Source organism: Viscerimonas tarda (genome assembly GCF_054601255.1).
This window is the reverse complement of the sequence record NZ_BAAHWV010000052.1, coordinates 1-14,344: the sequence shown is the minus strand read 5'-3', so window position 1 is coordinate 14,344 and position 14,344 is coordinate 1. Positions and strand designations below refer to the sequence as shown.

At 42.7% G+C, this 14,344-nt stretch carries 13 protein-coding genes and 1 pseudogene; 10 read left to right on the top strand and 4 right to left on the bottom strand.

The window, feature by feature from the left end; genetic code table 11:
- The first annotated feature begins 139 nt into the window (after positions 1–139).
- The 10 genes and pseudogenes from ACYPWY_RS14520 (at position 140) to ACYPWY_RS14475 (ending at position 8,938) form a co-directional block, all read left to right on the top strand.
- The gene (locus tag ACYPWY_RS14520; protein WP_459686267.1) at positions 140–448 is read left to right on the top strand and encodes a HigA family addiction module antitoxin; all 309 of its coding nucleotides are present in this window, start codon (positions 140–142) and stop codon (positions 446–448) included.
- A gap of 219 nt (positions 449–667) precedes the next feature.
- Complete coding sequence (dut, locus tag ACYPWY_RS14515) at positions 668–1,099, top strand: dUTP diphosphatase (protein ID WP_459686266.1); 432 nt, start codon at positions 668–670, stop codon at positions 1,097–1,099.
- 33 nt (positions 1,100–1,132) lie between these two features.
- Entirely contained in the window at positions 1,133–2,908 is a 1,776-nt protein-coding gene (locus tag ACYPWY_RS14510) for a tetratricopeptide repeat protein (RefSeq protein ID WP_459686265.1), read from the top strand.
- A gap of 2 nt (positions 2,909–2,910) precedes the next feature.
- Positions 2,911–3,768 (top strand): lipoprotein insertase outer membrane protein LolB1, encoded by an 858-nt coding sequence (locus ACYPWY_RS14505; RefSeq protein WP_459686264.1) that lies wholly within the window; start codon positions 2,911–2,913, stop codon positions 3,766–3,768.
- The gene (locus ACYPWY_RS14500; protein ID WP_459686263.1) at positions 3,765–5,018 is read left to right on the top strand and encodes a murein hydrolase activator EnvC family protein; all 1,254 of its coding nucleotides are present in this window, start codon (positions 3,765–3,767) and stop codon (positions 5,016–5,018) included. The genes ACYPWY_RS14505 and ACYPWY_RS14500 overlap by 4 nt, the downstream gene beginning before the upstream one ends.
- A 4-nt stretch (positions 5,019–5,022) precedes the next feature.
- Positions 5,023–5,904: a WxcM-like domain-containing protein gene (locus tag ACYPWY_RS14495; protein ID WP_459686262.1), complete on the top strand. Its 882-nt coding sequence runs from the start codon at positions 5,023–5,025 to the stop codon at positions 5,902–5,904.
- A complete protein-coding gene (locus ACYPWY_RS14490; RefSeq protein ID WP_459686261.1) occupies positions 5,891–6,829 on the top strand; it encodes a GNAT family N-acetyltransferase in 939 nt (312 codons plus the stop codon). Before ACYPWY_RS14495 ends, ACYPWY_RS14490 begins: the two co-directional genes overlap by 14 nt.
- Before the next feature lie 4 nt (positions 6,830–6,833).
- Positions 6,834–6,908, top strand: a pseudogene (locus ACYPWY_RS14485) (ORF6N domain-containing protein); the annotation flags it as partial.
- Between the two features lie 37 nt (positions 6,909–6,945).
- Entirely contained in the window at positions 6,946–8,043 is a 1,098-nt protein-coding gene (locus ACYPWY_RS14480; RefSeq protein ID WP_459686260.1) for a DegT/DnrJ/EryC1/StrS family aminotransferase, read from the top strand.
- 28 nt (positions 8,044–8,071) lie between these two features.
- A complete protein-coding gene (locus ACYPWY_RS14475; protein ID WP_459686259.1) occupies positions 8,072–8,938 on the top strand; it encodes an alpha-1,2-fucosyltransferase in 867 nt (288 codons plus the stop codon).
- 23 nt (positions 8,939–8,961) lie between these two features.
- Here ACYPWY_RS14475 and dnaE read toward each other — a convergent pair whose 3' ends face one another.
- The 4 genes from dnaE to ACYPWY_RS14455 form a co-directional block, all read right to left on the bottom strand.
- On the bottom strand, positions 8,962–12,705 hold the full coding sequence (gene dnaE, locus ACYPWY_RS14470; protein WP_459686258.1) for a DNA polymerase III subunit alpha: 3,744 nt from the start codon (positions 12,703–12,705) through the stop codon (positions 8,962–8,964).
- A gap of 153 nt (positions 12,706–12,858) precedes the next feature.
- Complete coding sequence (locus ACYPWY_RS14465) at positions 12,859–13,314, bottom strand: hypothetical protein (RefSeq protein WP_459686257.1); 456 nt, start codon at positions 13,312–13,314, stop codon at positions 12,859–12,861.
- On the bottom strand, positions 13,271–13,675 hold the full coding sequence (locus tag ACYPWY_RS14460) for a hypothetical protein (protein ID WP_459686256.1): 405 nt from the start codon (positions 13,673–13,675) through the stop codon (positions 13,271–13,273). The genes ACYPWY_RS14465 and ACYPWY_RS14460 overlap by 44 nt, the downstream gene beginning before the upstream one ends.
- A 1-nt stretch (position 13,676) precedes the next feature.
- The coding region (locus tag ACYPWY_RS14455) for a DUF488 domain-containing protein (RefSeq protein WP_459686255.1) at positions 13,677–14,344 on the bottom strand (668 nt) is incomplete at its 5' end.

The window sequence follows — 14,344 nt, the reverse complement described above, 5'->3', positions numbered from 1 at the left end:
AGACCACAGGACTATGCGAGTACTGACACACTTTTCTACTCCACCAACAGGGCGGTGGCAGCGGTGGGTAAAGAACTGTTCATTAACTATTCGCATAATGTCGCTTAATTTTGAGTACTTACTTATAAATAAAATAATTATGGGAAATTTGGTTTGTGCCCGTCCTATTCACCCGGGCGAAGTCTTGAAAGATGAAATAGAATACCGTGGCCTGGCGCAGACTAAACTTGCTGCACAGATGGGAATATCGTACAAAATATTGAACGATATACTTAACGAACGGCGTCCACTCACCACCACCACGGCCATGCTTTTTGAAGCTGCTATGGGATTGCCGGCTGATGCGCTGATGCGTATGCAACTGAAATACAACATGCATGTGGCAAGCAAGGACAAAACTCTTGCCAAACGCCTTGCTGTAGTACGCAAAGCGGTAGCAGTACTTTAATAATCTCCCCCTCTTTCCCGAAAGAGAGGAATTTGATTTCTCCCTTCGGGGAGACTAATGAGGGGCTTTTTTCCTCTCCTATACAATTTTAACCTCTTAATTTTTATCAATTTGTTAATTCATTGCGAAGAAATAGTTATTTTCGCATGTTGGAAGCGTTTTGTATTAAATGCAATAGCCTCTTCCGTTTATTATTGAAAACTTGTAACTACTATAACAATGAAGATAAGAATCATCAACAATTCTAAACATCCTTTACCGGAGTATGCTACGGAGTACTCTGCCGGATTGGATTTGCGTGCAAATTTAACGGAGGAAATTGTGCTGAAACCACTGGAGAGGGTATTGGCACCGACAGGTCTATTTATCGAACTGCCAAAAGGTTACGAAGCGCAAATCAGGCCTCGCAGCGGCTTGGCTATTAAACATGGAATTACCGTATTAAATTCGCCGGGGACTATTGATGCCGATTACAGGGGCGAAATCAGGGTGATTCTGGTGAATTTGTCCAGTCAGGATTTTGCCATAAAAGATGGCGAACGTATTTGTCAGATGGTGGTTGCCGCTCATGCTCAGGTAGAATGGGAACAAGTTGACGAAATTACAGATACCACTCGTGGAGCAGGCGGCTTTGGGCATACAGGCAAATAAGCTGTAATTCGCGTAACGATTAACTATTTAATTATGATTAAAAACTATATACGTTCAATATTTCTTATTCTGTTTATTTTTAGCTGTTTAATTGCCTTTCCGGCAAATAAGCCGGCGAAAAAGGAATCGCTTAAAACGAAGCAAAAAGTAGCGCTGTCGGCTGAAGATAGTCGAAAATTCGATTATTATTTTTACGAAGCAATTAATGCAAAGGTTACGGAAAATTACGATGCCTATTTCGATTACATCAGCTATTGCCACCAAATAGATTCTACCAACGCCGCTTTGCTTTATGAATTTGGAAATTTCTATAACTCGCTCGATCAAAAAAGCAAAGCCCTGGACTTTTATAAAAAGGCCGTGAAATATGATGAAGCGAATTTCTACTACAATGCATCTCTGGCCACCTTGTATTTGGAACTTCAGCAATATACGGAAGCAATAGATGTCTATAAATTTTTGGTGTCGAAAGACCCGTCAAAATTTGATATCTACCTTTATTTGTCCGAATCTTACCGCTTGGACGGAGATTTGCCGGGAGCCATAGCCACATTGGACGATTTGGAAAAAGTGGCAGGATTGAACGAACAAATTATCCTTCAGAAAGTGAGCCTGTATTCGGCCCTTGACGACAGAAAGAAAGCCTATGCCGAAATACAGAAATGCATTGATAAATATCCTGCGGACGTAAAATACTACGTGTATCTGGGCGATTTGTATATGCAGGACGACCGGTTGCAGGATGCCTATATCACCTTTAGCAAGGCAAAAGCCATTGACCCCGAAAATGCGGCGCTCATATCGGCGATGGCCCATTATTACGAAAAGACCAATAACGAAGAGGGCGCCAAAAGGGAGTTGTATGCCGCATTGTTCAGCCAAAAACTCGATATTGATTTAAAATTAGGGATTCTGGCGCAATATGTTGGAGCCTTGCAACAAAGCGATGGCGAAACTCAACGGGCCAATGCCATTCTGGACACCTTGATGATGGAATATCCGCAGGAGCCCAAACTGAACCTGATGTACGGCAATTTGTTGATGATACAGCAGAAACCCAATGAAGCCGAATTTCAGTTTCAGGTCTATGCCGAATCGAATCCTACCAATCCGGTGGGTTGGGAACTGTTGATAAAAACCATTCCTCAGGATAGTTTGAACAGGTATATAGAAGTCTGCAAAACGGCCATTTCCTACATCCCCGACGAACCCATTTTTTATTTACGCCTGGCTGCGGGGATATATCAGGAAAAAGATTATCCGGCGGCTATTGATGTCTTGCAAAAAGGAATATCGGTTGTTTCGGACGAAGATGGTCCGGGCTTGATCTCCGAACTTTACGGACTTTCAGGCAGCGCTTATTTTGAGCTGGAAAAAACGGATAGCGCCTTCGTTGCCTACCGGAAAGCATTGGAATACAATCCGCAGAATTTGGGGATACTGAATAATTACAGCTATTATCTGTCGCTCGAAAAAAAGGAACTGGACAAAGCCGAAAAAATGAGCAGCATAACAATAAAAGCCGAACCCACCAATCCAACTTATCTCGACACTTACGGGTGGATTATGTTTGAGCAGGGCGACTATGTTACGGCCAGAATATACATCGAAAATGCAGTAAGATACAGTCAGGAAAAGGAGAATGAAGTGAGCGCGGAGGTTTTAGAACATTTTGGCGATGTGCTGTTTAAACTTGGCGATGAAGAAAAAGCCAAAGAATATTGGGAAAAGGCCAAAGAAAAAGGCGACAGCAGATCTAAAACATTGGACGAAAAAGTAAAAACCGGAAAATATATATCAGAACTATAAATATGGGAAAGATAAAGCTTCGTAGCATTGCTCAACTGGTGTTGTTGAGCGCATTTATGGCCATTCTACCGGCTTGCGGCTCTAAAAAAACAAACGTTTCGTCGGGCGGTACATTGTCCGTGAAATCTCAGTCAGAGTTGATAGCCGATGTGCTGAACAATGAGTTGAAATATACAACTATAAGTGGAAAGATGGATATGGAATTGCGTCCGGCAAATTCCAAGAGCGGCATGAAAACAGCCGTACACGTGAAAGTGCTTCGAGACAGTATTGTTCAGCTGTCTATTCGCCCGTTGTTGGGATTGGAGGTTATTCGCATCAGTATTACTCCCAGCTCGGCGCTTGTTATCGATCGCATGAACAAAAAATATGCCCTTGAGCGCATCGGTGATTTACAAGCTTCGCGGGGGGTGTATTTCAATTATTACAATCTTCAGGCCTTGTTAACCAATTCGTTGTTTTTGCCCGGACAACAAAGTGTAACAAAAGACGACTACCGGTTGTTTGATGTGAGCGCGCCTTCGGGGAATATGTACCAAATGAAAACCGTCGATAAATCGGGATTGCTCTATAACTTTGCCATCGACCCTTCCGACCGGATTGTATCGGCGCTTATTTTTTCTCCAGGCAAAAATTACACCTTGCAATGGACCTACGATAGCTTTGTGAAAGATGCAAATTACATCTATCCAACTAAGATGCTGGCCAATGTTGATATAGAAAAAAAGCGTTTCGATGTGGAAATAAACTATTCTAAACTGGATATAAACAGTAAAGTTGAAATTGATGATTCCATACCGAATAAATACGATAAAGCGTCTATTGCCGATATAATTGGCGCTTATATGAAAATAAAATGAGAAGAAAATTAGTTCTATTGATTCTGTTATCTGTCGGTCTTTCTGCTTTTTCTCAAACGAAAGCAATAAAAGACCTGGAGAATCAGCGCAAAAAAGCTTTGATAGAAATTGAAACAACAAATAAACTTTTGCGAACTACGAAGGTGAATACAAATACCTTGCTCGACAGGATAAAACTGTTGTCGAAGCAAATTAATTCACGGCAGGAAGTGGTGTCTCTTCTGAACAAAGAAGTCGAAAATATAACGCTGGAGCATATAAAAACAGAAAAAGAGATTAAACGGCTCTCGGTGAAACTTGATCAGAAAAGAGGAAATTATGCGCTTGCAATAAAGGGCATGATTCGGAAAAAGCAGAACAAAAATAAATTGCTGTTTGTGCTGTCGGGGAAGTCGATGAGCGAATCCCTCCGCCGGATGAAATACCTGAAAGATTACTCCGAATGGCGAAACCGGCAGGCCGACGAAATAATAAAAGACAGCCACGATTTGGAGGAAAAAAAACTGGACTTAGAGAAAAGGAGAAAGGAAAAGCTGAATTTATTGGCCGAACGGCGGGCTGAACAAAAGAAACTGAAAGAAGAGGAAACTGTTCAGCAGGGAGAGGTGAAAAAAGCAAACGAAAAGCAAAAAGAACTTCAGGAAATAATCAGGAAAAAACAGCAACAGGCCAATGCCTTGAATGCTCAAATAGAAAAATTAATTGCCGAAGAAGTTGCCCGGCAAGAACGGGAAGCAAAACGCATTGCCGCCGAAAAAGCAAAAGCAAATGCCGCAAATAAGCCTAAAACACCGGCAGAAGAACGCTCTCCGGCAACAACGCAAGAGAATATCACCCTTTCCAATAGCTTTGTAACAAACAAGGGGCGATTTCCTATGCCGGTTACGGGGCGATATACAATTGTAGGCCGGTTTGGCGCTCAGCAACACCAATGGAATGTAACAACCGAAAGCAACGGAATCGACATCCAGACACAGGCCGGATCGGAAGCCCGCTCTATTTTTCAGGGAGAGGTTACGGTTGTTGGGGCATTTCCGGGATACAACAACTATGTTATCGTGCGGCATGGCGGCTACTACACTTTTTATGGAAATATACAACAGGTGTCGGTTAAGATAGGCCAAAAAGTAGAAACAGGGCAGAGCCTGGGAAGAATATATACCGATATAGACACAGGCCGCTCCCAGATGCACTTTCAGCTATGGAAAGGCACTACAAAACTAAATCCCGAACCTTGGTTAAGAAAATAGAAGGATGCAGGAAGAAATTATAACATTGCCCAAATTGGAAGACAAGCGGGGGAATTTGTCCATTATCGAAAGCCGGATTCAAATTCCTTTCAGCATTGCCCGCGCCTATTGGATATACGATGTGCCGGGTGGGCAAAAGAGAGGGAGCCACGCATTTAAAAATCAGGAAGAGGTTATTTTTGCTTTATCCGGCAGCTTCGACGTTGTACTGGATAACGGGCAGGAAAAAAAGACCTATACCCTCAACCGGTCGAATATTGGCTTGTATGTACCGAATAAAATGTGGCGGAGTTTGGATAATTTTTCCACCAATTCGCTTTGTCTGGTATTGGCCTCCCTGCCTTATATGGAAAACGAATACATCCGCAACTATCAAACATTCCGAAAATATGTAAAGCGCGATCCATCACAAAAGCTCTCGTTATCGCAAAATGGCGTCACTAAATTGAAAAGAGAAGCTGTTGCCGACAAAACTGTTTTCGATTGCGATTTATTGGAGTTTCCCGTGATAAAAAACAGAGCCGGAAATATTACTCCCGTGCATGGAGGCGAAAATATACCTTTCAATATCGAACGGGTTTTTTATGTATATGATATTCCCTCGGGCGAAACCAGGGGTGGTCATGCGCATAAAACCTGCCACCAAATACTGATTGCGGCCAGCGGCAGTTTCGACGTGGAATTGGACGATGGGAAAAACAAAAGAACGGTAACACTCAACCGGCCTATAGTCGGCTTGCATTTACCTCCGGGCATTTGGGCGGTGGAGAAAAATTATTCTTCGGGCGCCATTTGTCTGGTGTTGGCCTCTCATGGCTACGAAGAAGATGATTATATCAGGAGATACTCCGACTTTAAAGAATACCTGACAAATGCAAATCATTAGATACACGACCGGGCACAAGACGGTATGGGATGCTTTTGTCCGGCTGTCGAAAAACGGTACATTTTTGTTCTGTCGCGATTTTATGGAATATCATTCCGACCGGTTTGTCGATTATTCGTTGATGTGTTACGATGATAAAAACCGCTTGATAGCGCTTCTGCCGGGGAATATTTCCGGCGATACGCTCTATTCGCACCAGGGATTAACTTACGGAGGGTTTGTTTTGCCAACAGAAGCAAAAGCCGAAGATGTGCTGGCGTTATTTTCTTCATTGACGGAATTTCTGGCCGAAAACGGCATAAAAAAGCTTGTCTATAAGGCCGTCCCTCATATCTACCATCATTCCCCTTCGGAGGAAGATTTATACGCCCTTTTCAGGCACAATGCCGTTCTTGTTTCGCGCTTGATTTCTTCCACCATCGACCTGAATGTCCGGCTGAAATATGCCCAGTTGAGAAAAAGGCAACTGAAAAAAGCCATCGCCGAGGGCTTGGTGATTAAGGAAGCAACCGGATTCGGCGATTTCTGGAATATTCTGGAGGACAATCTGCTCGTCAGGCACCAAACGAAACCGGTACATTCGCTGACGGAGATAAGTTACCTGAAATCGAAATTTCCGGCGCAAATCCGCTTGTTTACCGTGCTGAAAGATGAAAAAACAATAGCCGGTTGCCTGGTTTTTGAAACCGGACAAGTTGCTCACGTACAATATATTTCGGCCAATGAAGAAGGAAAACAATCGGGCGCTTTGGATTTGCTTTTCGACCGGCTGCTCAACGCTGTCTTCCCCGGCAAGAAGTATTTCGATTTCGGCACATCTACCGAAGATGCAGGGCGTTACCTCAATGCCGGTCTTATCGCGCAAAAAGAAGGATTTGGCGGCAGAGGGGTGGTTTATGATACCTACCTGATTAATATTGACTGATGATTTTATGTTTCAACCGAATAATGCCGAGTTCAACTTGATATTCCAAAATGGAACATCAAGCTGGGGAGGCACAAGAATAACGACTAACTGAATAATTAATTTTCAACTAAAATATGGTCCCTTTTCTCGAATTAAAGCGAATCAACCAGCAATATCAAACCGAAATCAATCGGGCGGCGCTCGCTGTTTTAGAGTCGGGTTGGTATATTCGTGGCAAGGCGTGTAGCGATTTTGAAACACAATATGCCGGATATTGTGGCGCAAAGTATTGTGTGGGTGTGGGAAATGGATTGGATGCTATCCGCCTTATTTTTTCGTCTTATATCGAACTGGGCGTATTCGAGCTTGGCGATGAAGTAATTGTGCCGGCCAATACCTATATAGCCAGCATTCTTGCCATCTCCGAAAGTGGACTGACCCCCGTTTTGGTTGAACCGGACATGGAGAGCTATACCATTGATGCCCAAAAGATTGAAGAAAAAGTAACTACCCGGACAAAAGCCATTCTTGCTGTTCATCTGTATGGACTGGTTTGCGATATGGATGCGCTAAAGGCTGTTGCCGGCAAATACCAGCTGAAACTTGTTGACGATGCCGCACAAGCGCATGGAAGCATTTATAAAGGCATCAAGGTAGGGAATCTTTGCCACGCGACCGCCTTCAGCTTCTATCCGACAAAAAATCTGGGTGCGCTGGGCGATGCGGGAGCAGTTACCACGAACGACAAAGAACTGGCCGACACGATAAGGAGCATTGCCAATTATGGTTCGGCTCAAAGATATGTCAACCGGTACAAAGGTATCAATTCGCGCTTGGACGAGATTCAGGCCGCTATATTGAGCGTTAAACTCAAGTATCTGGACGACTACATTGTCGAAAAACAGCGCATTGCCTCCCATTACCTGAATAATATAAGCCATCCGAAAATAGCATTGCCTGTTTACCGGGAAGAAAAAGAGCATAGCTTTCACATGTTTGTGGTGCGGACAAAAGAGCGGGATGCATTTCAGCGTTATCTGGAAGAGAAAGGGATTCAGACTCAGATTAATTATCCCACCCCACCTCATAAACAGGAGGCCTACAAGGAATGGAAAAACCTCAGTTTCCCCATCACGGAGGAAATCCATCGCAACATACTCAGCTTGCCTTTATTCACCGGCATGACGGACGATGAGGTGAAGGAGGTAATTGAGGCGGTTAATAAATGGTAATGTATAAATTCATCAAAACGGGAAATAAGTGATAAAAATTCTATTATCAGGAGGATTAGGCAATCAGATGTTTCAGTATGCTGCGGGAAAAGCGCTGGCTACCCGTTTGAATGTGCCGTTTTCCATAGACTTGTTTTATTATACTAAAAAAACGAAAGCCACCAAACGGCGATTCGAGCTTGATGTGTTCGAGACCAATCTGACCCTCAAGCAAGGCTGGAGGAGTAAGTTTTTTGTGAAATACAAGCTATTTTTTCTAAAGCGCCCCTTCTTATCGAAACTGTTAGGTGTTTTCTCCGATCCTCGCGCCATGCTTCATGAAGCGGAGTTTGCAAAGCTCAGGGATAATACTATTCTGGCAGGTTATTTTCAGAATGAAATATATTTTAAATCTATCGAACCGGCCATCAGAGCCGATTTCAGATTTAAGAATGCATTGAAAGGACGCAATGCTGAATTGGTAGAAGAAATAGCATCCAAAGCCGAAGCTGTTTCCATACACATCCGGCGTGGCGACTATGTTACCGACCCAACAACCAGCTTGGCAATTTGCAGTATCGATTATTATTCTAAGGCAATAGAATATATAGCCGAAAGGCTTATAAATCCACACTTTTTCGTCTTTTCCGACGACATGGAATGGGTGAAGAATAACATTGATTTCAAAGACTATTCATTTATTCTAGTAAACTGGAATACAGGGGAGGATAGCTACATCGACATGCAGCTGATGAGTCTGTGCAGGCATAATATCATTGCCAACAGCAGTTTTAGCTGGTGGGGAGCCTGGCTGAACAACAATCCGCAAAAAATAGTCATTGCTCCAAAGCAATGGTTCAAGAACCAGCAGTTTTACGACAGTCAATGTATCCCCGAAAAATGGCTTGGGATTTAGTTGAAACCGGCAATTTACCCTTGTTAGTTTATCCTGAAATCAATCAGCGCACTTTCTTCGAGGTAATCAATTAGTTCTCTCTTCACGGTTATTTTTGTGCTGCGGGCAAATAGCTCAACTTTCATGTTGGTTTCTCCGTCTATCAGGTCGAAATACAAGACCGTATTGCCTTCGTTTCCTTTCCCTTTAATCAATGCCGACAGTTCATCTATCATCTGCGTATTCAATTCGTGCAAGGGCAACGAGATGGAGATTTTTTCGATAAGCTGGCCTTTCACATCCGGCAACAGCTGTATTGAGTTGATTCTCAGTTCGAGTTGGTTAGCATCAAATTTGCGTGGTTGTACTCTCGCTTTGATAAAAAGGTACAATCCTTTCCGTCCATAGCGGCCAAAATTTATGTAATCGTCTCCGAATAAGGCAATTTCGCCGCTTCCGTTAAAGTCTTCTATGGTGATTATCATATAGGGTTGTCCCCTCTTTGTCATTCCCTCACGGATATTGCTGACAAGTCCGCCGAAAATAACGTCTTTGTTTCTGAAAGCGCCCTTATCTTCCAATTCCGATGCCCCTATGTTGCAGGCATATTTCAGAATGATTGCATATTCGTCGAGAGGATGTGCCGACAGGTAAATGCCAATAAGTTCCCGCTCTTTGTTCAGGCGTTCCAAATCGGGCCACTTTTCGGCGTATGGAATATCGGGGTAGGCAATATCAACAACGGCATCTCCCCCAAAAAGAGAGTTGGCATTCTGGCTTTTATCCAATTGAAATTTACTGCCGTAGCGTATAAGCTGGTCGATAAATGTTTCGCCTTTAGCGCTGATTCCGAAAAACTGTTCTCGGGCAATTTCGGGGAAATTGTCGAATGCTCCGGCCAATGCCAGTCCTTCGATGTTTCGTTTGTTGCAGGTTGTCAGGTTGGCTCGTTCAACAAAATCGAATATACTTTTGAAAGGCCCGTTCTTTTCGCGTTCTTCAATAATGTTGAAAACGGCGCCTTCTCCCACTCCTTTAATGGCCGCCAAACCAAACCGAATATCTCCGGCTTTGTTTACCGAAAACTTCAGGAACGATTCGTTGACATCAGGCCCAAGCACATTCATACCCATGGCTTTGCATTCGTCCATGAATTTGGTGATTTCGGTCAGGTTGGATAAATTCCGCGAAAGTACCGCAGCCATGTATTCCGATGGGTAATTCGCTTTCAACCAGGCAGTTTGATACGCCACCCACGAATAGCAGGTAGCATGAGACTTATTGAAGGCGTAGGAGGCAAATTTTTCCCAGTCGGCCCATATTTTGTTCAGTATTTTCTCTTCGTGTCCGTTTGCTTTCCCGCCATTGATAAACTTCTCTTTCAGGGCGTTCATCTTGTCGATCATCTTTTTACCCATCGCTTTACGAAGTTCATCCGATTCTCCACGCGTGAAATTGGCCAGCAATCTCGACAAAAGCATGACCTGTTCCTGATAGACGGTTATGCCATAAGTATCGCTCAGGTAGCGTTCCATAACCGGTATGTCGTATGCAATTTCTTCCCGTCCATGCTTCCGGTTGATGAATTGAGGAATATAATCCATTGGCCCCGGGCGATAGAGGGCATTCATGGCAATCAGGTCTTCAAATTTGGTGGGCTGCAAATCTTTGAGGTATTTCTGCATACCGGCCGATTCAAACTGGAAAGTGCCGGTTGTTTTACCCTGGCTGTACAGCTCGTATGTTTTTGCATCCTCGAGCGATATGGTATCTATATCAACGGTTTCACCGGTCGTATGTTTGATATTCTCAAGCGCGTCCTTAATAATTGAAAGCGTTTTAAGTCCCAGGAAGTCCATTTTTATAAGTCCGGTTTCTTCAATAACCGAGCCTTCGTATTGCGTAACCAGGATGGTTTGACCGGTTTCCTTGTCTTCGGCTGTGCTCACCGGAACCACATCCGAAATGTTTTGTTGCCCGATGATTACCCCGCAAGCATGTACGCCCGTGTTGCGCACATTCCCTTCCAGCATCTGGGCATATTTAAGCGTGTCTTTGGTTATTTGATCGCCATGAGTCATCGCCTCCTTCAGTTCGGGAATGTAATCTATGGCATCACCCAGCGTAACTTTCTTTTTATCGGGTATTTTGTCGGGAACAAGCTTGGCCAACCGGTTCGATTCGGAGAGAGGCAATTTTTGCACGCGGGCTACGTCCTTAATCGCCGATTTTGTTGCCATGGTGCCGTAGGTGATGATGTGCGCCACACGTTCCTTCCCGTATTTTTCGGTTACCCACCGGAGGACTTCCCCTCGCCCGTCGTCATCGAAATCGACGTCAATATCGGGCATGGATATACGGTCGGGATTCAGGAACCGCTCGAATAGCAAATCGTATTTGATGGGGTCGATGTCGGTGATTCCGAGGCAATAAGCAACAGATGAGCCTGCCGCCGAGCCGCGTCCGGGGCCAACAGCAACTCCCATTTTGCGTGCGGCGCTGATAAAGTCCTGAACAATAAGAAAATACCCGGGGAATCCCATTTTCTTCATGGTGTCCAGCTCAAAATCTATACGCTCTTTGGTTTCAGCGTTCATGTCCTTGTAGCGTTGCTCGGCGCCAATCAGGGTGAGATGACGCAGGTAGTCCGACTCGAGTTTGATGCGGATAACATTATCGTATCCACCTAAACGGTGGTAGGTAGCTTCAGTAAATTCGGCAATCAGATCAGCTTCCGAATAGTTGTTTTTATATGCTTCCTCTGTGCCGAACGACTCATCAATATTGAAGAATGGCATTAATGCACCCGAATCAATGGAGTAAAAATCAATTTTATTGGCAATTTCAACCGTGTTTGCCAAGGCCTGCGGAACATCTTTAAACAGCTCATTCATTTCGGCTGTGGTCTTGAGCCATTCCTGCTTTGTGTACCTCATCCGGTTAGGGTCGTCAAGTTCCTTTCCTGTGCTGAGACAAATCAGCCTGTCGTGGGCATCGGCGTCTTCTTCGTTCACAAAGTGGGTGTCGTTGGTTGCGATGAGTTTTATTCCGTACTTTTCACTCAACTTAATCAGTTCCTTGTTCACTTGTTCCTGTATGGGGTAGGCCTCCTGATTTGCGTCCGGGCGATTGGTTTTATGGCGTTGCAGTTCCAAGTAAAAATCATCGCCGAAAAGATTTTTGAACCATTGTACGGCAGCCTCCATCTCCTCGGTGTTACCGGCGACAATTTTTTTAGGTATCTCTCCCCCGAGGCAAGCCGATGAAACAATTAATCCCTCGTGGTATTTTTCGAGTAGTTCCTTGTCGATGCGCGGGCGCATATAAAAACCCTCCGTCCAGCTATAAGAAACCATTTTGATGAGATTTTTATAACCTGTCAGGTTTTTTGCCAATAGAATCAGATGCCAGCCGCTCATGTCTTCTTTGCCTTCCTTCAGGAGGCGGCTACGGTGAGCCACATAACATTCGCATCCGAGAATAGGCTTGAACAGATGCGTTTTTTCTTCCTTCAGCGAGATCTTCAGCTCTTCCAACAAAGTTGCGTTTCCTTCTTTTTCGGCTTCTTTCAGTTCTTCCGTCAGCTTTTTTATGGCATCATTATACGGCGCATTCTTCTTTTTCACGTAGTTGAAAAACTCTTTTATGCCGAACATGGCGCCGTGGTCGGTCAGGGCAATGGCTTTCATGCCATCGCTTTTTGCTTTATCAACTATCTTGGAGATACTGGCCTGGCCATCCAGCAACGAATACTGCGAATGGACATGAAGATGTATATAGGGTTGCATAAACTATTTTTTTTGATAGGCTAAAGGTAGTTATTAATAGCCTTTTCTTAGCTTAAAAAGACTGAAAGTTTTCAACAAAAGCAGAAGCTATTTTTGGTTCTCAAATCTTTTCAAGATTCTGAATTCAGTTTCTAAGCCTATGATGAAGTATCGTTAAAATATACTTAACTGTAAATTCTGCTCTCTAGGGGGATAGAATGTTCCTATTATAATGAAAGGATTGGGCCCTACATTATGAAATTTCTTTGTTGTACCTAAAAAGAAATGTAAATCTCGTTCTTTGGCCATGTAATCAAGATACTTTTCTTTCACTTTTTTACATGCTAAAACCTCATCGCCTTCAGCATCCTTTAAACAATTCCAATATAATTGTCCTAGTTCCCAATCTTCAATCATTAATTTGCGTTGCTTTCCATCTTCAGACGTAAAGATATAAGAAAACTCATATGGTACTTTCTTTACTATCTGAAAAAGTTTTTTTGCAGTTTCCGAAAATAAATCCTGTTGAGCTTTATTTCCTTGAATAACGGCTAATTTTTTCTTGTTCCATTCACGTTCACATGGTTCACAAACAAAATCTATTAAAGGTTGCCAAAGATGTATTGTCATTTGCATTCTTTGCTTTAGCTATGAGATCAGACATATTGGTGTGGACATTTCTCAGAACAATATCTTTTCTTAAAGCCCAACTATTCTTCGTTCCCATTTTTACACCTACAATAAAATCTTTTTCAATATCCTTTGGGCGAAAACTTTCAGGACGAAAATCAGTGGTATTTTTTACAATATCCATTTCTATCCACTGCCATTTGTGATATTGATTTTGATAATCTAGTTTACGAAATGGAACAGGATAGATACGAATCCAAGAGCCATCTTCTTTAAATCCTGCTGTACAAACTAATTCATCATACTTTTCAGATAATGTCGGATAGGTTTTAACTGTTATCAGGATTTTCGTTGAAGACATATTACAAATTTTTTAAAGAATAATCTCTATCTCTAATTGTCATCAATTGTTTTGCTACCCTGCTTCTATGACATTGAGCAGGATTTTTTTCAAAACAAGTTAAAGCTACTCTTTTTTCTTTTTTCAAAAGGTCAACAATAATCTTAAGGGCAGAACCGTTCGTTTTAAGTACCGTTTTGTCGTAATTGTTAAAAAGAATATCGTAATCTTTCTGCGAATGCAAATCTTGCCGAAATTCTGATTCTATACCTAGATCAGAGATGTGTACATATTTTATATTAACCCCATTACAGGCTTTCTCCAGTTGACTCTTTGAGAATCCGTATTTCTGGCTGAAAGCATTTTTTCGAACATCACATAACACCTTGATGTCATTTATTATCAACTTATTCATATAAGTTTCTAATGAAATGCCTTCATAACCAATTGTAAATAAAACAGGCTCTGAGATTTCACGCACTTGAGATTTTACTTTTTCGTACTCTTCAGTTGTTAGTATTTTGTTCGCAATTGAACTTTTTATTGCGTAATACGGATAATTTATAAGTAAGTGTTCATAATTAGTTTGTATAAAATATTTAGTTTGTCTTTCCGTTCTAGTATGGTATATACAATTAGGAATGGGAAAGATAAAGAAACTGGAATTAACAGTTGCCCAGCGAGGGCAAC

Coding starts and splice junctions, on each gene's coding strand:
- ACYPWY_RS14465 (WP_459686257.1), bottom strand. CDS start 13,314: ATGACAATACATCTTTGGCAACCTTTAATAGATTTTGTTTGTGAACCA.
- ACYPWY_RS14460 (WP_459686256.1), bottom strand. CDS start 13,675: ATGTCTTCAACGAAAATCCTGATAACAGTTAAAACCTATCCGACATTA.
- ACYPWY_RS14490 (WP_459686261.1), top strand. CDS start 5,891: ATGCAAATCATTAGATACACGACCGGGCACAAGACGGTATGGGATGCT.
- ACYPWY_RS14505 (WP_459686264.1), top strand. CDS start 2,911: ATGGGAAAGATAAAGCTTCGTAGCATTGCTCAACTGGTGTTGTTGAGC.
- ACYPWY_RS14500 (WP_459686263.1), top strand. CDS start 3,765: ATGAGAAGAAAATTAGTTCTATTGATTCTGTTATCTGTCGGTCTTTCT.
- ACYPWY_RS14510 (WP_459686265.1), top strand. CDS start 1,133: ATGATTAAAAACTATATACGTTCAATATTTCTTATTCTGTTTATTTTT.
- dnaE (WP_459686258.1), bottom strand. CDS start 12,705: ATGCAACCCTATATACATCTTCATGTCCATTCGCAGTATTCGTTGCTG.
- dut (WP_459686266.1), top strand. CDS start 668: ATGAAGATAAGAATCATCAACAATTCTAAACATCCTTTACCGGAGTAT.
- ACYPWY_RS14495 (WP_459686262.1), top strand. CDS start 5,023: ATGCAGGAAGAAATTATAACATTGCCCAAATTGGAAGACAAGCGGGGG.
- ACYPWY_RS14520 (WP_459686267.1), top strand. CDS start 140: ATGGGAAATTTGGTTTGTGCCCGTCCTATTCACCCGGGCGAAGTCTTG.
- ACYPWY_RS14480 (WP_459686260.1), top strand. CDS start 6,946: ATGGTCCCTTTTCTCGAATTAAAGCGAATCAACCAGCAATATCAAACC.